Below are 17164 nucleotides of genomic sequence, written 5' to 3' on the forward strand. Positions count from 1 at the left end.
TTAGTGTACCATATTTTTTATGAAAATATTTAATATAAAGTGATGAAATTGTTTAACTTTCCCCATCATTTCAACTACCAGCGTGGTGTCAATTCATATAGTACAGCATTACCAACGATTAGAAACAGTTTACTTTTTCGCCAGCTTTCAAAATTTGAACTTCTGTATTTTGTACTAAATCTGCAAAAATTTGTGGATCTTGCTCGATTGGTGGGAATGTATTGTAATGAATCGGTACGACAATTTTCGGCTTTAAAAACGAAACTGCACACGCTGCATCCTCTGGCCCCATTGTAAAATTATCACCAATTGGTAAGAATGCAATATCAATTGGATGTCGTTCACCAATTAGTTTCATATCACCAAAAAGAGCTGTATCCCCCGCATGATAAATTGTTAATCCTTCAATAAATAATAAAATTCCAGCCGGCATGCCCATATAAATTATTTCGTTATTTTCTGTTACATAAGAAGAGCCATGAAAGGCTTGTGTAAACTTTACTTTACCGAAGTCAAATTCCTTCGCACCACCTATATGCATTGGGTGTGTTTTTACACCTTGCCAAGAAATCCAATTAGCCAGCTCATTTGGCGCAATGACTAGCGCATCTTTTTTCTTCGCTAATTCTACTGTATCTCCAACATGATCATTATGGCCATGTGTAAGTAAAATAATATCTGGCGCTTCGTCAGCCACTTTTAAGTCTGTTTGCCCATTGCCATTAATAAAAGGGTCAATTAATATCGTTTTTCCATTTGTTTGAATTTTGACAACTGAATGTCCATGATAACTTATTTTCATCTTAACATCCTCCTCGATTAACAAAGTACAGTCCAACATTTTAATTCGCTACCCATGCGCTTTTTCCCTTTTTTTGATATGCTTGTACAGAGAATAATGGTAGTATTCTCTAACAGCTTTATACCCTGTTAGAGCATAATTATTCAGTACTCGATAAGAAACCTCGCTACTTTTTTCGGCAGTCGAAGCTTTCTTACGTAAAAAATTTTCCATGCACTAAAAGGAGGACATATTAATGTCAAAGGTTGAAGAAATCCAACGTTACTTGCAGCAAAATCATATCGATGCAGCATTCGTAACAACACCTGACAATGTTTTTTACGTTTCAGGCTTTAAAAGTAATCCACATGAAAGATTACTAGGAGTCATGATTTTCAAAGATGCGGAGCCTTTTCTAATTTGTCCACAAATGGAGATTCCAGATGCAAAGGCTGCTGGTTGGTCTTATGAGGTAATTGGTCATCAAGATACAGAAAATTCGATGGAAGTTCTTGCTCAAGCGATTGTAGCACGCCAAATCACCCCAGCTACATTTGCTATTGAAAAAGCACAACTCATTGTTGAGCGCTTGGAAGCTTTACAGCAATCTTTCCCTCAAGCTAGCTTTGTGCGTCTTGACGAAAAAATTAATGCGATGCGCGTAATCAAAGATGAAAGTGAATTAGAAAAATTACGTAAAGCTGCTGAATTGGCCGATTATGCAATTGAAATCGGTTGCAAGGAAATTGCTGAAGGTAAAACAGAAATGGAAATCCTAACAGCAATCGAAAGTGCCATTCAAGATAAAGGCTGTAAAATGTCTTTTGAAACAATGGTATTGAGTGGTCCAAAAACTGCCTCTCCTCACGGGAAGCCAGGTGCACGTAAAATTGAAAAAGGTGATATGGTACTATTTGACCTTGGCGTTATTTACGATGGCTATTGCTCAGATATTACACGTACTGTAGCTTTTGGGGAGCCTAGTGAAGCACAAAAAGAAATTTATCAAACTGTTTTAGCTGCCAATACAAATGCTGTCGCAGCAGTAAAACCAGGTGTTCGTGCGATGGACTTAGACAAAATTGCGCGTGATACAATTACAGAGGCTGGTTACGGTGAATATTTCACGCACCGCCTTGGACATGGTCTTGGTATTTCTGTGCATGAATTCCCATCTGTTACAGGTGCCAATGAGATGACGATGGAAGAAGGTATGGTCTTTACGATTGAGCCTGGCATTTATAAATCAGATGTAACAGGCGTACGTATTGAGGATGATGTTGTCGTTACAAAAGATGGCGTTGAAGTATTAACAAAATTCCCGAAAGATTTAATCATTCTATAATGCAAAAAAGGAAGCAACTAGTGTGCTTCCTTTTTCTCTGTCTAGCAAAGTTTATTGAATTAACTCATCCACATTGACAAATGGTAGTCCTTGCGAATCTGCCACTGCTTTATAAACAAGTTGTCCATCTAATGTATTCACACCTTTTTTCAGTGCTGCATTATCAAGGCAAGCTTGTTTGTAGCCTTTGTTGGCAATTTGAAGTGCATATGGAATTGTATTATTTGTTAAAGCAATTGTAGAAGTACGTGGTACCGCACCAGGCATATTTGCAACTGCATAGTGTACAACGCCATGCTTCACATATGTTGGATCATCATGTGTTGTCACACGATCAGATGTTGCAAAAATACCACCTTGGTCAATTGCAATATCAACTACAACAGAGCCGGCTTGCATTGATTGAATCATTTCTTCCGATACAAGTTTCGGTGCTTTTGCGCCTGGAATTAATACAGCACCAATAACTAAATCTGAATCTTTCACTGATTCTGCAATATTATATGGATTAGACATTAATGTTTGAACATCGCGTCCAAACATATCTTCTAATTGACGTAAACGTTCTGGGCTTAAATCGATAACTGTCACATCAGCACCCATGCCAACAGCAATTTTTGCAGCATTTGTACCCGCAATACCACCGCCAATTACTGTCACTTTTCCACGTTGTACACCCGATACACCACCTAGTAAAATACCTTTACCAGCATGGTTTCTCTCTAAGAACTGTGCACCAATTTGTGTAGCCATTTTACCAGCGACTTCACTCATTGGTGTTAACAAAGGTAATGAACCATTTGCTAATTGTACTGTTTCGTAGGCAATTCCTACAACTTTTTTATTTAAAAGTGCCTGAGTTAATTCAACCTCTGGCGCTAAGTGTAAATAAGTGAATAAAATTTGACCCTCGTAGAAGTAATCATACTCAGAAGCTACAGGTTCTTTTACCTTCATAATCATTTCTTGGGACCAAGCTTCTTTAGCTGTTTGAACAATATGAGCACCTGCTGCAATGTAATCAGCATCCGTAAAGCTTGAACCTAGCCCCGCTCCTGTTTCAATGTACACTTCATGCCCTGCATGTGTTAAAGTGACAACTCCTGCTGGTGTCATTGCTACACGGTTTTCATTGTTTTTAATTTCCTTTGGAATACCAATCTTCATTGTTTCCTATCCCCTTCCATAACGTAAGAAATAAGCATCATTTATGTAACTAAACTTGATGCACCCCTTGCACTTCCATATTACCAAACAATTGCAAAAAAAGCTTTAACTAATGCAAATGCAGATAAAATTTATAAGATTTCCAAAATAACAAATATTCAAACGTTGTATATCATTATAAATTACTATATTTAAAAACTAAAAAGGAGTATAGGTAGCAGTTAATGGAGCTGATTCATGTGTAGTTGAAACCAATCAAAAGACGTTTACACACTGCAAATAGTGGGAATTAGATATTTATAATTAATTAACATTTCTACATGAAATGCCTTCACATTTTCATAATTTTTCTTGCGGAAAGTATTTCCTTTAGAAAATCATTTGGTATAATCAACATATACAAATCAGGGAGGTTTTTCAAATGGCTAATCATTATAAAAGCATTGTTGTTGCAGTAGACGGTTCAAAAGAAGCTGAATACGCGTTTCGTAAATCAATTGATGTTGCAAAACGAAACGAAGGTGCAGTGTTAAATCTAGTAAATGTAATCGATACTCGTTCATTTGCTGCTATCGAAGCATATGACCGTTCCATTGCAGAGCGTGCTCAAGCATTTTCTGAAGAACTATTAAATGGTTACAAAAAGCAAGCTGAAGATGAAGGTTTAACGAATGTTAATCTTATCATCGAGTATGGCTCTCCAAAAAATATCATAACAAAAGAGCTTTCTAACATCGTAGACGCAGATTTAATCATTTGTGGTGCAACTGGTCTAAATGCAGTAGAACGCTTCCTAATCGGTTCTGTATCTGAGGCTATTGTACGTTCAGCTAAATGTGACGTACTAGTTATCCGTACGCCTGAAAACTAATTTGTAATACATAAAAAGGTATCCTTGTATAGGATACCTTTTTACTTGCACTCAAGAGCAATTACTTGCCCTCTTTCCACATCTTCACTTTTTCAAAGAATAGCGCAAGTGCCTGCTTATTCTGCATATTTGGTACTTTAGCTAATAGGACTTCTTTAGGTGCTTTCAATTCCTTCGATTGTTTTTGTAAAATCACAATGCTCTTCTCTAATGATTTATTTGCAAACATCGAGTCAGGTAATTGAATAATCGCTTGAATCCACGCATGTTTTTGAATGTATTTGTGTAATTGCTTAGACTGCTCTGACTCAAACAGATGAGATGGTGCAAGGAAAAATAAATAGCCGCCATCCTTTGTATAATTCATTGATTGCTCGATGAATAAATGATGGGCATAACTCATCCCCTCCGCTGGACATAATTCATAATCGAGCGCCACTTCTTCATTTGGATAATAACCTACAGGTAGATCACAAACAACGGCATCCACTGGATTGACCAATAAATCTTCTAAGGCATCTTGACGGTATAAAGAAATAGGTTGTTCTGTTAAGTCAGCAGTTGCCGCAGCAAGACGAATAAGTAGCTCATCCACCTCTACACCTGTTGCTTCCACTTTTCCATCTAATAAATTCATAACCGTCAGTAATAAATTGCCCGTGCCTACTGCTGGGTCCATGATCGAGATCTTTTCATTTTCAAGACGCTCTGCAAAAATCTGCTCCACAAAGTAGCCAACTAATAGCCCTAACGTGTCAGGAGTCATTTGATGATTCGGCTGTGAGCCTTTGCGCATCCCTTTTAAAATAGCAATTTGAATAGCTTTACGAATATCCTCTTTTGTTGCATCTTTTTGAGAAAAATCAACTTCGCCATCAAGCCATGCCTCTAACCCATCTAATAATCCTTCTAGTAACGTTATATTGTGTTCTTTTTCGATTTTTTCGGCATGCTCATTTAGCAAACCAAATAACTTTTCGATATTTTCCATATCTAACTTCCTTTCACGCAGAAAAGAGCCGTGACAAACACTTGTCACAGCCCCTTTGTCTAGTATTATCTTAGCCTAAAAGCAGCTTATTATGCTAGTGCTTTGACAGCTGCAATGGCCGCTTCATAGTTTGGATGATCTGTAGCTTCAGGTACATATTCAACATATGTTACTTTATTGTTTGCATCCACAACGAATACTGCACGTGTCAGAAGACGTAATTCTTGAATGTATACGCCATATGCCTCACCAAATGAAAGGTCGCGGTGATCTGATACAGTTTGGACTGCATCTATACCTGCTGCACCACACCAACGCTTTTGAGCGAATGGAAGATCCACAGATACTGTATAAATGACTACATTATCACCTAAGTTAGCTGCTTCCTCATTGAATCGACGTGTTTGCGCATCACATACACCAGTATCTAATGATGGTACAACACTAAATAAACGAATTTTTCCTTCTGAATCATTTAATGTTACAGGTGATAGGTCATTCGCTAATACCGTAAAATCTGGAGCTTGATCGCCCACCTTTACTTCATTTCCTACTAGTGTCACTGGACCATTTTTAAATGTTACTTGTGCCATCTAAACGCCTCCTAATCATCATATGTACATAATATTACTAAATGAAGGGAATTAATTGCAACTATGATAGCTTACATACTTAGAAATAGATAAGACTGTCTCCTAATTTGAGACAGTCTTATGTTTATTGTTCATTTTTTTCCTCTAGCTTGGCTAAGTCTATTTTTTCTTCTTGCACAGTAATTTCTATATGTTCTTCTTGTTTTGGTAAAGTAGTCGGTGTTGAAGCCTTTTCAATAAAGATTTTTTCGTGTACCACTGTTGTATCGGCAAAATAATCATGTAAGCCTTGATTTTCTGGCAAAATCACTACCAAAATATACAGTGGCATAAAAATATTATTGATGATACGACCAATCCAATCACGGAATAACACATCTGACCAAGTTAGCTGATCGTGCTTTAATGAAATTACACGTAATCCGAACACCATTTTCCCTAGTGTTTGCCCAAAGAACTTGGTCATCAGCACAAAATAGCTATAGTAGAAAATTGCTGAAATAATAGAAATTGGCGCATACCAAACCGAATCAGATAAAGACCAATCCATTAAATAGAAGATAGGATTGACGAGTATTCCACCTACAGCAGAAATGATGAATCCGTCTAATAAAAATGCCCAAAATCGTACCCAAAAACCAGCAGTTTTTAATGCATAGTTTTTTTCATGTGCTGATTCTCCTGAAGTGTTTATATAGAAGCCATTTTCCAATGAGGGTGAACCTTGCATAACAATTTCATTGTTTGTCATTGTGCTCCCCCCTTAGTATTCCCCATATAGATACATCATTTTCGGAGCGCTATAGTCCGTCATGATTTTCATTAGCATTTTTTCTTCGGCGGAGGGACCGAACATGGAGCCAATTTTCATACCTACGTATGATTGCCAGCCACCCATATCGTATGAATACTCAAATAAAGCCGCATCTTCAAGTCCATAATCCTCACGAAGAGCTGCAATGGCCGCTTCTTCATCACCAATTTCATCAATTAACCCTGCTTCAAGTGCTTTTGTACCGCCAAGAATACGACCATCTGCAACCTTCTTCACTTCTGCTTCAGACATATTACGTCCCTGCTCTACAATATCTACAAATTCTTCGTACGTTTCATTAATCATATCTTGCATCATTGCACGTTCCTCTGCTGTCACTTCACGCATTGGACTTAGCATATCTTTATGCTCTCCCGATTTAAACGTTTCAAATTTGACTCCTACTTTTTCAGCCAGCTCTTGATAGTTAATTGATTGCATGATGACACCAATAGAGCCTGTTATTGTATCACGATGGGCAAATATTTTATCTGCTGGTGCAGAAATATAATAACCACCTGAAGCTGCCATAGAATCCATTGATACATAAATTGGAATTTGTCGTTCTTCTTTTATTTTTAGTAGCTTTTTATAGATATCTGCAGATTCCTTTACACCACCACCTGGTGAATTAACGCTTAAAACAACACCCTGTATGGACTCATCATATAAAATATTATCCAATTGTTCTAAGAAAAATTGATGATCATAGGCAACTGGTTGCCACAATGTACTTGAGCCGATATCTTGAATCGTTCCATCTACCTTTAAATAAGCAATTCGCTTATCAAAATTCTCCCCTTCAATGACATTTTCATATACATCTAAGCTATTACCTGCCATTAAGCTATCAAAATTACCTAGGAAATCTGCTTTAAATAGCGCAAAAATGGTATTAATTCCTAACGAAAATAGTAAAAGAACACCAGCCACTACTAAAGCAACCCACCTTTTTACATTCATGTCTTTCCGCCTCCTCAACACGTAATACGTATGACTTGCCAATTTGTTTCATTTTTTTGCAATAATTAAACACAAAAAGCTTTAAGCTATGTATTTCCTCATATTACCTTACCTAAAAAAAATAAAAAAATCAAAGTCCATACCTTTGATGAACTTTGATTTTCGACATTATTTCCTAGGAAATGATTATAATTGGAGGTGTTTGATTTCTTGTTGCCGTAATTCGACACGTCTAATTTTCCCAGAAGATGTTTTTGGTAGTTCCTCTACAAATTCAATAGCACGTGGATATTTATAAGGAGCGGTCAATGATTTAACATGACTTTGGAGTGTTTGAATAAGCGCTCCATCACCTTTTTCACCATTGCGCAGAACAATAAATGCTTTGACAATATTTCCTCTTACTTTATCAGGGCTCGCTATAACAGCAGCCTCTTTTACAGTTGGATGTTTCATTAAAGCATCCTCTACTTCAAAAGGGCCAATTGTATAGCCTGAGGATATAATAACATCGTCTCCTCGTCCGTCAAACCAAAAGTAGCCATCTTCATCTTTATAGGCACGATCTCCTGTAATATACCAATCCCCACGAAATTGTAAATTTGTACGTTCAGGATCATTTAAATATTTTTTAAAGAGTGCTGGCGTTTCGCGATGAACAGCAATATCACCAACTTCTCCGATTGTAACAGGTTTGCCCAAATCATTAATAATTTCAACAGTGTTGCCAGGAGTAGGTTTTCCCATAGACCCAACTCTCGCTTCCATCCCTACCATTGTGCCTACCAATAATGTATTTTCCGTTTGTCCATAGCCATCTCGCACTTGTAATTTGAATGCTTCCAAGAATACTCTAATAACCTCACTATTTAATGGCTCACCAGCTGATACAGCTTGGCGAATTGCACTTAAATCATATTCATGTAAATTTTCAAGCGCTGCCATAAAACGATATTCAGTTGGTGTACAGCATAGTACATTGATTTTGAATCTCTCAAGCAATGCTAAATAAGAAGCTGCTTCAAATTTACCTTTGTAGACAAATGCAGTAGCACCACTGCCTAAAGTAGCTAGAAATGGACTCCAAATCCATTTTTGCCACCCTGGTGCTGCAGTCGCCCAAACAATATCATTTTCTTGTACACCCAACCAATGTGGTGCTGTTGTTCGTAAATGAGCATAGCCCCAACTATGCGTATGCACTGCTGCTTTTGGATTTCCTGTTGTTCCGCTTGTATAGGCTAAAAATGCATTGTCTGTGCTTTTTGTTGGGATAGGATTTATGTAGGTTGTAGGTTGATTATTCATTTTTTCAAGTATGTTCTGCCAAGGTTCATGTGCATTCCCTATGACAAATTGCAGTATGTCTTGTAAATTTCCCACTTTATCGAACTGTTCAATATAGGGTTCAAATGCAATAACTGCTTTAGCATTTGCATGATGAATTCGATACTCAATATCCTTTGTTCTTAACATCTCAGAACTTGGAATAATAGTTAAACCCGCTTTCAATGCAGCAATATACACAATATATGCTTCAACCGAACGTGGTACCATTACTAAAATGACATCACCTTTCTTTAAACCTTGCTTGGTGAATACATGTGCTGCTTGATTCGCTTTTTCCAATAAATGTGCATATGTAATACATTGGATGTCTTGGTTTTCTTCATAAATGATTAAAGCATTTTTGGCTGCATCCTGAGCATATTTTTCAATTTCCTCTACTATGTTATACCATTCTGGTGCAACTAAATCTTGTCTTTTCATGGCAATTGCCCCCTTTTGTTATGACACATTATAAAACTCTTTTTTCAGCATTTTCAATGGTTTGTGCTTAATTTCGGTAAAGTCATGACAACTATCATACCCTCCTATATGGCATCGGTCACATTTTATCTATAGGAAAACTTGCTATTGAATACAAATGAAAAGTATGGTACATTTTGGTCAACTAAAAGCAAGATTGCAGGGGGACTCGTAAGAGTTGAGAAGGTAAAACCTGACCCTTTGAACCTGTTAGTTAATACTGACGTAGGGAGCAATAAACATCGTTTTCAGATGAAAGGCTCTTTTCGTGCATTTTTACACAAAAAGAGCCTTTTTTGCATGCTTACGTCCATCCCTAAAGGAGGACTACAATGATTTTTCAAACAATTCGTCAACAGCAACCACTTATCCATTGTATTACAAATTATGTAGTGGCAAATTTTCAAGCAAATGGTTTATTAGCGATAGGTGCTTCACCAGTAATGGCCGATGACTACCAAGAGGTAGAGGAGATGGTGGCCATTGCTCAAGCATTATTAATTAATATTGGAACACTTAATGATCGCACAAAAAGTGCCATGTTATTAGCAGGTGAAAAAGCCAATAAACTTGGTATTCCTGTTATTTTAGATCCTGTCGGAGTTGGAGCCACAACTTATCGTAAGGAAACCGTAAGATACTTACTGGAAAACATACACTTTGCCGTGATTCGCTGTAATCTCGGCGAGCTAGCAGCAATAGTTGGTGTAAATTGGCAACAAAAAGGTGTCGATAGTGGTCATGGCACTATCGCTATGGAATTAGAAGCCACATCATTGGCTCAACGCTATCAATGCATTGTTATTGTCACAGGAGAACGCGATTTTATAACTGATGGCAAGCATAGCCAATGGATCGCTGGTGGTCATCCACAAATGACGGAAGTAACGGGTACAGGTTGTTTACTTAGCGCAATTTGTGGCGCAGCCTATAGTGTAAGCCATAATCCTTACCAACAATTAACAGAAACACTTACTTACTATAAAAAAGCAGGTGTACTGGCATCCGCATTTACTGCAGACATTGGTGATTTTCAAATAGCCTTACTCAATGCTATACATCGCTTATCAAAGGATGGTGCAGCTTCATGCATATTGTAACAACAATCGCTGGCTCAGATAGTGGTGGTGGCGCGGGTATACAGGCTGATTTAAAAACATTTCAGGAATTAGAAGTGTTTGGTACTTCTGTTATTACTGCTCTAACTGCTCAAAATACTTTGGGTGTAACAGGTGTTTGCCCTATTGACGTTTCCTTTATAAAAAAACAATTAGAGGCCTTAGTAGAAGATTTTCCAATCGCTGCGATTAAAACAGGAATGCTTTATTCCTCAGAAATTATCAAAGCAATTGCATACAAGATCAGGGAGCTAAACATTCCACTGATTGTTGATCCGGTGATGATTGCAAAAGGTGGGGAAAGCCTATTACAGCAAGAAGCTATCGATGCCTTACGCTCAACTTTATTACCACTTGCTACGGTTGTTACGCCCAATATACCCGAGGCAGAGACACTTACTGGGAGATCTATTCATCATTTTGAAGATATGAAAGAAGTAGCTCAAAGCTTGTTACAGCTAGGTGTACAATGTGTCATCATTAAAGGTGGTCATTTAGCAGATCCACTTTATGCCATTGATTATGTATTTTGCAAAAATGGACGTTCTTTTTCTTTGCAGTCTCCACGAATCCAAACAAAAAATACGCATGGTACTGGATGTACATTTTCCGCAGCACTTACTGCTTTTCTTGGACAAGGATTTGCTCTGGAAAATGCCATTATAGAAGCTAAAAAATTTATCCAATTAGCTATTATGTTTAATTTATCGATTGGAAATGGTCATGGACCCACTAATCATTTTGCTTATCAACAGTATAAGGAAGGCTGTGAGGTGATTATTCATGAAACGTGAGGATTTGGAGCTTTATTTTATTATGGGTACGAGCAATGTTCCTCCTCAAGAACAACCCATCTATATCCTAGAAAAAGCCTTGCAAGCAGGCATTACAATGTTTCAATTTCGTGAAAAAGGTCCTCACGCGTTAACTGGACTTGCCTATGAACAATTTGCACGCCAATGTCAAAAACTATGTCATCACTATCATGTGCCCTTTATCATTAATGACGATGTTGATCTAGCGATACGACTAGGAGCTGATGGTGTTCATATCGGACAAGATGATTTACCTGTAAGTGTAGCACGTAAAAGAATCGGGAACATGATTCTTGGTGTATCTGTCCATTGCGAGGAAGAATTGCAAATAGCTATTAACCATCAAGCTGATTATGTTGGTATCGGTCCAATCTTTCCAACATCCTCTAAAAGTGATGCACAACCACCATGTGGTACATCTTTTTTACAGGAGGCACATTCATTACATCCTGAATTACCAATTGTAGCAATTGGTGGAATAAATTTCACAAATGCACATTCTGTATTTCAAACGGGGATTGATGGTGTTGCTGTTATTTCAGCTATTTGTCAAAGCAAAGATGTTAATCATACAGTAGCTACATTTAGATCCTTATCTCGTATAAATAAATGATCAATAAACAAACTAAAACCAGTGCCTTTTACGGTCACTGGTTTTAAGTTTATAAATGCTTAATCAGCATTTATTGGTTGTTGTTTGGCATACCTTTTAATTGAGATTCTGCCATTTGTACAAGACGTTTAGTGATTTCACCACCAACGGAACCGTTGGCACGAGCTGAAGCTTCAGCTCCTAATTGAACACCAAATTCTTGTGCAATTTCGTATTTCATTTGATCTAGTGCTTGTTGTACACCAGGTACTGCAAGCTGGTTTGAACTACGGTTGTTGTTTGAAGCCATGTTTCTCACCTCCTTGTGAATATAGAATGTGCGATATTAGATTTTTAATACAAAAAATTTAGAGGTAAATTGTACCTCTATTGGAATAACAATATCCATACAAAAAAGCCGTCTCAAAATGGGCTTTGAGACGGCTTTTGAATCCTTATAGTAGATCTGCAAATTTATCTTGTTGTTCTTCTTTCTTAGGGAAAATATAGACCTCGCGATTCTTCACTGCTCGCTCGATCAATTCATCAAAGTCAGAGAAGCTTTCATAATGCTCAACCTTTTCAAGCTTCGGTTTTGTTTTTGGACTTGCTGGTGTAAAAATCGTGCAGCAATCTTCAAATGGCTGAATAGATGTTTCGTATGTGCCGATTTTTTCTGCAATATCAATAATCTCTAATTTATCAGATGAAATCAGCGGACGAAGGATAGGTGTATTTGTTACTGCGTTTATTGCTGTTAAACTTTCAAGCGTTTGACTCGCCACTTGTCCAAGACTTTCGCCCGTTACAATAGCAAGTGCACCAATTTCCTCACGCACCTGATCAGCAACCTTCAACATCATTCGGCGTGTTGTCGTCATCGATACATTAGAAGGTACTTTTTCTTTAATAAGAACTTGTATTTCAGTAAAAGGAATGACATGCAAGCGAATACTAGCACCAAATTTTGTTAATTCATTGGCAAGCACCTTAACTTTTTCCAATGAATTTTGGCTTGTATAAGGTGGACTAAAGAAGTGAATTGCCTCTAATCGCACACCACGCTTCATCATTAAATAACCTGCGACAGGGCTATCAATACCGCCAGATAGCATTAATAAAGACTTGCCATTTGATCCTACAGGCATTCCACCTGCACCAGGAATGACTTGTGCCATCATATAAGTTGCATCATGGCGAACTTCTACACGTAGCTCAATATCAGGCTGCTTCACTTTAACAGATAAATTTTGAAATTGTGGTAAAACATAGCCACCGATCTCACGTTGGATGGCATGAGATTCTAAAGGAAATGTTTTATCAGTACGTTTTACCTCTACTTTAAATGTATGTGGCTCATCTTTAAATGTCTCCATAATAGTGATAGCGAGCTTTTTCATACTGTCCATATCTTTATCGCATGCAGCGACAGGGCTAAATGATTGAATACCAAAAATTTTAGGTAAACCTGTAATTAGCATTTGCATTTGTGCTTCGTCTTCTATGGCAATAAACATACGGTCACGTTCTGTGCGAATATGCAGTTGTCCTAAATCTGCAAAGGCATGACGAATATTTTCACGTAAACGGCGGATAAAATCCATTTTGTTGCGACCTTTTGTAGAAAGCTCACCATATCTAATTAAAATTTCTTTCCAAATCATTTACTTATTTTCTCCTTTGAGTTCCAACATTACTTCTGCTAGTACTTGTTTAAAGTTTTCTATATCTTCTATTGTGTTATGTGCGCCAAAGCTAAGGCGAATCACGCCTTTTTTATAATGCTCATCAAGGTGAAGCGCCTCGACAACATGACTTGTTTTCGTTTGCTTGGAAGAACATGCACTTGATGTCGACACAATGACACCACGTTTTTGCATAGCATTAATAATGACTTCCCCTTTTAAATCACGAACACTAAATGACACAATATGCGCAGCTCCCTGTGGGGTTGATAAAACATGGACTGCTTCGCCATAACTTTCTAGCTGAGTTCGGATTTCATCGTGCCATTGACGGTATTTATTTGTGCGTTCGTTCATTGTTTCAACAGCAAGTCGAGCCGCTTTCGCTAAAGCAACAGCTTGCGGAACTGCTACAGTACCACTACGCATACCAAATTCCTGACCTCCACCAAGAGCAAAGGGCTGCCATCTTATGGGTTTACGGAATGCTAACACTCCTGAGCCTTTAAAGCCATGAATTTTATGACCAGAGATAGAAATACAGTCAGGTCCTTCTTCTTTAAAGGATATTGCTAATTTCCCAAAGCTTTGCACAGCATCAACATGAAAGGCAGCACGACTCATTTCATGAATCATTTTTGCTGCTTCCTTAATAGGCTGAATTGCGCCCATTTCATTATTCACATGCATGATGCTAACTAAAATTGTTTCTTTTCGTATTTTAGTACGAAGCTCATCTAGAGAAATCACCCCTCTTCGATCGACACGAAGATATTCAACATCATAGCCCTCTTTTTCAAGTTGTTTCATTGTTTCTAGCACTGAGGGATGTTCAATTTCAGTCGTTAAAATATGCTTTCCTATATGCGTATTACTACGTGCTATGCCAAAAATAGCTGCATTATTTGATTCTGTACCACCTGAAGTAAATAGCACATTTTTTGCCTCTGTCTGCAAAATATCTGCTACTTGCTCACGCGCACGTATTAATAAATCATTTGCTTCAACACCCATAGCATGGATGGAAGCAGGGTTGGCATAATACTGCTCATTTACAACCATAAAAGCCTGCATAACCTCTTTTAAAGGCTTAGTTGTTGCACTATTATCCAAATAAATTGTATTAACCATAACTTTTCACACACTTTCAAAACGTTGATTTAACGGTATTTATCATAACGCAATCTTTGGCGATTGACCACTAACTTTAACAATTATTTAAATTTTAATTGATATCCTACATTTTTTTCACCATCGTGACAAACTCTGTTGGTGTACTAAATTCAATTGCTTTAACAAAACCAAATTTTTCATAAAGATGGATTGCTCTCTTATTAAATAGTGCAACTGTTAAACGTAATGGCAGCTGATATTCTTCTTGAACTGTTTGAACAATAAACGAAAAAAATGCCGTTCCTAATCCTTGACCCGTTAGATTTGGCTTCAACCCAATTCCAATATCTATACAGTGTTCTTCATACGCCCCAAAACCTTGCCCTTTTGGCACTTGGGCTGCTTTACCTGTACAATAATAGCCAATTAATTCACTATGATTATTAAAGATCGCAAAGTAAGGATTATCAAGCATTTCTTGTACATTTTCACCCGATAATTCATTATTGTAAAAATCGTAAGGTGCTACATATTGCCATTGTAAAATTTCACTTGCGAAATGTTCATTCATTTCTTTGATTGACAATTTCATACTGAATCACATCCTAATCTAAGCATAAATAGAAAGCTGTCTAAAAAGTAATCGCTATACTTTTTAGACAGCTCAAAATGTTATTTGAATTATTTTGCTATGAATTCTTCGGCAACCATTTCTTGAATACGCTTTAAGGCACCTGGCTCCATTTCTTCCACTGCTGTACCTGCTTCTTCTAAAGCCTTTGCATAACGGAATTGATGGAAAGCCTCTTCTGCTTCTCTTAAACGTCCGTTCAATTTTGGGTTCGATGCACGATGGCGATTACCGTACTGAATAATACGCTCAATGAGCATCACATTTTCTATTAACTCATGTGCCTTTACTTTAACATCCTCTACACAGAGTGTTGCTGCATTTAGATTATTATGAACAGTACCCATATTAAGTGGTACTTCTTGCAAGCTTTGCATGACAACATAGATGTGCTCTGCTGCCTCATCAAGTCGTGCATCCATCTCCTCAGGAATTCCTGGAATATTTGCCTTGTTCAATAAACGATCCGTATCCTGTAATATTTTCTTTAAGTTTTCGACTTGAGCGCGTGCCTTATTTTCATCTATTCGAAGTTTCTTCATTGTATTCGACAGATGACCTTGTTCTTCGTGAATTCGTTCAAGCTCTTCACTAATTTCGATTAACTCTTCCTGTAAGCTAGAATAAGCTGATTTTTCTTCCCTTACTCGCATAGCTAATAGATCATAGCGACGTTGCAGTGCTTCCAATTGTTTTAAAGCGGCTTTTGGAATTTCGGCATCTTTTTCATTTAAATGATAACTTTGCTGTACATACGTTGCCTCGTCATTCACTAATTTTGTTGAAGAAATGACATTGGTAATAGAACTTAATAAACGATCACAATTTTGATCTACATAATTTTTAGCAATAACCTCTTTTTCAAGTAAATCATAAAAATGGTCGATTTCTTCATTTATTTCTGTCACACGCGGTTTAACAACTTTTAAATTCAGCTCTGCAAGTTCGAGTTTTAATGCCTCAAATTCTTTTTCATATTTATTAAGTGCATCTGTCAATTCTAAATGCTGTAAATAGTAAGATTGGTCTTCCATTTCACGCTGGCCATTACGCAATTCCTGAACCGCACCTGGTAGCTTCACTTGAATTTCCGTTAAGATGGTTGGAACATCATTAATATATTCGAATGTCTGCTGCGATTCTTGATTTAAGCTAATGACAATTTCTCGCGCTTGCAAATAATTACCTTCATTTGTTAGGACATCGAACTCTTCAAATTTTTGAACAAATGTCTCTAGCTTCTTCTCTAATGCAGGTAATGCTACACCGAATGAATGCTGATGAGCCAGCAATGTCTTTCTTGCAGAGCGATAGTATTCTTTTAATTGTTCGATTTCAATTCGATTTTTTTCTTCGCTGCCAATTAATTCATTCAGTTCTTCTAAAATTTTATTTTTATCTTGGTCGCATTTCTCAATGTAATCTTCAATTTCACGTTCTATTAAAGTTGCCCTTTTAAAACGAAGTCGATTAATTTGATCCTCAGCATCAAATAGAAGAGAATCGATTTTAGTCATATGTACGTCGATGACTTCATCCCAAGTATTGCGCCATCGTTCAAACATTTCTTCCGTTTCACCGTTCATGTTTAAAGATTTTACTTTTGAAATTTCTTCATTTATAGGATTATGTTGTATTTGTAATTTTTCATTTTCTAGTTTTGCAATAATTGCAACATGTTTTCTTCGCATCATAAATCCTACTATGGCTAAAATTAATAGTAGGATAATCGGAATGATGATATACTCCATCGTAAGCCTCCTATTCTACAATAAACGAATTGGCTAGTTGTATTTATTATATACTATGTTTTCGCCTTTTGTACTAAAATTTAAGTGTTTTTCAGAAAACTGTATTTTCGCTATTGTGAAATATT

17 protein-coding genes and 1 riboswitch are annotated in these 17164 nt (G+C 37.1%); of the genes, 5 read left to right on the forward strand and 12 right to left on the reverse strand.

What is annotated here, in order from left to right; all coding sequences use genetic code 11:
* Nucleotides 1-118: 118 nt before the first annotated feature.
* On the reverse strand, nucleotides 119-802 hold the full coding sequence (locus tag MKY76_RS17105) for a metal-dependent hydrolase (protein ID WP_016994815.1): 684 nt from the start codon (nucleotides 800-802) through the stop codon (nucleotides 119-121).
* Between the two features lie 235 nt (nucleotides 803-1037).
* Here MKY76_RS17105 and MKY76_RS17110 point away from each other — a divergent pair, with 235 nt between their 5' ends.
* Complete coding sequence (locus MKY76_RS17110; RefSeq protein ID WP_004226198.1) at nucleotides 1038-2126, forward strand: Xaa-Pro peptidase family protein; 1089 nt, start codon at nucleotides 1038-1040, stop codon at nucleotides 2124-2126.
* A 51-nt stretch (nucleotides 2127-2177) separates the two neighbouring features.
* On the opposite strand, the gene ald is transcribed toward MKY76_RS17110, so the two are convergent.
* Entirely contained in the window at nucleotides 2178-3293 is a 1116-nt protein-coding gene (gene ald, locus MKY76_RS17115; RefSeq protein WP_004226195.1) for an alanine dehydrogenase, read from the reverse strand.
* Nucleotides 3294-3714: 421 nt separating this feature from the next.
* Between ald and MKY76_RS17120 the strand changes: the two genes are divergently transcribed.
* A complete protein-coding gene (locus tag MKY76_RS17120; protein ID WP_004226191.1) occupies nucleotides 3715-4164 on the forward strand; it encodes a universal stress protein in 450 nt (149 codons plus the stop codon).
* 61 nt (nucleotides 4165-4225) lie between these two features.
* Here MKY76_RS17120 and MKY76_RS17125 read toward each other — a convergent pair whose 3' ends face one another.
* From MKY76_RS17125 to MKY76_RS17145, 5 genes are all read right to left on the reverse strand, one after another.
* The gene (locus MKY76_RS17125; RefSeq protein WP_259419417.1) at nucleotides 4226-5155 is read right to left on the reverse strand and encodes a class I SAM-dependent methyltransferase; all 930 of its coding nucleotides are present in this window, start codon (nucleotides 5153-5155) and stop codon (nucleotides 4226-4228) included.
* Nucleotides 5156-5244: 89 nt separating this feature from the next.
* Entirely contained in the window at nucleotides 5245-5748 is a 504-nt protein-coding gene (gene tpx, locus MKY76_RS17130) for a thiol peroxidase (RefSeq protein WP_004226187.1), read from the reverse strand.
* Nucleotides 5749-5872: 124 nt separating this feature from the next.
* The gene (locus MKY76_RS17135) at nucleotides 5873-6499 is read right to left on the reverse strand and encodes an RDD family protein (RefSeq protein WP_281216066.1); all 627 of its coding nucleotides are present in this window, start codon (nucleotides 6497-6499) and stop codon (nucleotides 5873-5875) included.
* Between the two features lie 12 nt (nucleotides 6500-6511).
* Complete coding sequence (sppA, locus tag MKY76_RS17140) at nucleotides 6512-7525, reverse strand: signal peptide peptidase SppA (RefSeq protein ID WP_048393549.1); 1014 nt, start codon at nucleotides 7523-7525, stop codon at nucleotides 6512-6514.
* A gap of 186 nt (nucleotides 7526-7711) precedes the next feature.
* Nucleotides 7712-9295, reverse strand: coding sequence for an acyl--CoA ligase (locus MKY76_RS17145; RefSeq protein ID WP_342556889.1), 1584 nt, complete (start codon nucleotides 9293-9295; stop codon nucleotides 7712-7714).
* A 190-nt stretch (nucleotides 9296-9485) separates the two neighbouring features.
* A riboswitch (TPP riboswitch) is annotated at nucleotides 9486-9583 on the forward strand.
* An 83-nt stretch (nucleotides 9584-9666) separates the two neighbouring features.
* Here MKY76_RS17145 and thiM point away from each other — a divergent pair.
* From thiM to thiE, 3 genes are read left to right on the forward strand one after another with little or no spacing between them, the layout of a single operon-like run.
* The gene (thiM, locus tag MKY76_RS17150) at nucleotides 9667-10434 is read left to right on the forward strand and encodes a hydroxyethylthiazole kinase (RefSeq protein WP_048393544.1); all 768 of its coding nucleotides are present in this window, start codon (nucleotides 9667-9669) and stop codon (nucleotides 10432-10434) included.
* Nucleotides 10422-11246 carry a bifunctional hydroxymethylpyrimidine kinase/phosphomethylpyrimidine kinase gene (thiD, locus tag MKY76_RS17155; RefSeq protein WP_342556890.1) on the forward strand — a complete coding sequence of 275 codons (825 nt, stop codon included), beginning with the start codon at nucleotides 10422-10424 and terminating at the stop codon, nucleotides 11244-11246. The genes thiM and thiD overlap by 13 nt, the downstream gene beginning before the upstream one ends.
* Complete coding sequence (thiE, locus tag MKY76_RS17160) at nucleotides 11236-11880, forward strand: thiamine phosphate synthase (protein ID WP_342556891.1); 645 nt, start codon at nucleotides 11236-11238, stop codon at nucleotides 11878-11880. The genes thiD and thiE overlap by 11 nt, the downstream gene beginning before the upstream one ends.
* 70 nt (nucleotides 11881-11950) lie before the next feature.
* On the opposite strand, the gene MKY76_RS17165 is transcribed toward thiE, so the two are convergent.
* From MKY76_RS17165 to ezrA, 5 genes are all read right to left on the reverse strand, one after another.
* Nucleotides 11951-12169, reverse strand: coding sequence for an alpha/beta-type small acid-soluble spore protein (locus tag MKY76_RS17165; protein ID WP_004226165.1), 219 nt, complete (start codon nucleotides 12167-12169; stop codon nucleotides 11951-11953).
* Between the two features lie 145 nt (nucleotides 12170-12314).
* Nucleotides 12315-13523 carry a tRNA uracil 4-sulfurtransferase ThiI gene (gene thiI, locus MKY76_RS17170; protein ID WP_342556892.1) on the reverse strand — a complete coding sequence of 403 codons (1209 nt, stop codon included), beginning with the start codon at nucleotides 13521-13523 and terminating at the stop codon, nucleotides 12315-12317.
* On the reverse strand, nucleotides 13524-14675 hold the full coding sequence (locus MKY76_RS17175; RefSeq protein WP_066037557.1) for a cysteine desulfurase family protein: 1152 nt from the start codon (nucleotides 14673-14675) through the stop codon (nucleotides 13524-13526).
* A gap of 106 nt (nucleotides 14676-14781) precedes the next feature.
* Complete coding sequence (locus MKY76_RS17180) at nucleotides 14782-15249, reverse strand: GNAT family N-acetyltransferase (RefSeq protein ID WP_259948488.1); 468 nt, start codon at nucleotides 15247-15249, stop codon at nucleotides 14782-14784.
* Between the two features lie 89 nt (nucleotides 15250-15338).
* Nucleotides 15339-17039 carry a septation ring formation regulator EzrA gene (gene ezrA / locus MKY76_RS17185; protein WP_054549944.1) on the reverse strand — a complete coding sequence of 567 codons (1701 nt, stop codon included), beginning with the start codon at nucleotides 17037-17039 and terminating at the stop codon, nucleotides 15339-15341.
* Between the last annotated feature and the right edge of the window lie 125 nt (nucleotides 17040-17164).

This window comes from Lysinibacillus sp. FSL P4-0201 (assembly GCF_038593425.1).
GTDB lineage: Bacteria > Bacillota > Bacilli > Bacillales_A > Planococcaceae > Lysinibacillus > Lysinibacillus capsici.

Excerpts from the sequence above, each read along its gene's own strand:
- MKY76_RS17175 (WP_066037557.1), bottom strand. The coding sequence starts at position 14,675 with ATGGTTAATACAATTTATTTGGATAATAGTGCAACAACTAAGCCTTTA.
- MKY76_RS17180 (WP_259948488.1), bottom strand. The coding sequence starts at position 15,249 with ATGAAATTGTCAATCAAAGAAATGAATGAACATTTCGCAAGTGAAATT.
- thiM (WP_048393544.1), top strand. The coding sequence starts at position 9,667 with ATGATTTTTCAAACAATTCGTCAACAGCAACCACTTATCCATTGTATT.
- thiD (WP_342556890.1), top strand. The coding sequence starts at position 10,422 with ATGCATATTGTAACAACAATCGCTGGCTCAGATAGTGGTGGTGGCGCG.
- MKY76_RS17110 (WP_004226198.1), top strand. The coding sequence starts at position 1,038 with ATGTCAAAGGTTGAAGAAATCCAACGTTACTTGCAGCAAAATCATATC.
- ald (WP_004226195.1), bottom strand. The coding sequence starts at position 3,293 with ATGAAGATTGGTATTCCAAAGGAAATTAAAAACAATGAAAACCGTGTA.
- tpx (WP_004226187.1), bottom strand. The coding sequence starts at position 5,748 with ATGGCACAAGTAACATTTAAAAATGGTCCAGTGACACTAGTAGGAAAT.
- MKY76_RS17135 (WP_281216066.1), bottom strand. The coding sequence starts at position 6,499 with ATGACAAACAATGAAATTGTTATGCAAGGTTCACCCTCATTGGAAAAT.
- MKY76_RS17125 (WP_259419417.1), bottom strand. The coding sequence starts at position 5,155 with ATGGAAAATATCGAAAAGTTATTTGGTTTGCTAAATGAGCATGCCGAA.
- thiI (WP_342556892.1), bottom strand. The coding sequence starts at position 13,523 with ATGATTTGGAAAGAAATTTTAATTAGATATGGTGAGCTTTCTACAAAA.
- MKY76_RS17105 (WP_016994815.1), bottom strand. The coding sequence starts at position 802 with ATGAAAATAAGTTATCATGGACATTCAGTTGTCAAAATTCAAACAAAT.
- MKY76_RS17165 (WP_004226165.1), bottom strand. The coding sequence starts at position 12,169 with ATGGCTTCAAACAACAACCGTAGTTCAAACCAGCTTGCAGTACCTGGT.
- sppA (WP_048393549.1), bottom strand. The coding sequence starts at position 7,525 with ATGAATGTAAAAAGGTGGGTTGCTTTAGTAGTGGCTGGTGTTCTTTTA.
- MKY76_RS17120 (WP_004226191.1), top strand. The coding sequence starts at position 3,715 with ATGGCTAATCATTATAAAAGCATTGTTGTTGCAGTAGACGGTTCAAAA.
- thiE (WP_342556891.1), top strand. The coding sequence starts at position 11,236 with ATGAAACGTGAGGATTTGGAGCTTTATTTTATTATGGGTACGAGCAAT.
- ezrA (WP_054549944.1), bottom strand. The coding sequence starts at position 17,039 with ATGGAGTATATCATCATTCCGATTATCCTACTATTAATTTTAGCCATA.
- MKY76_RS17145 (WP_342556889.1), bottom strand. The coding sequence starts at position 9,295 with ATGAAAAGACAAGATTTAGTTGCACCAGAATGGTATAACATAGTAGAG.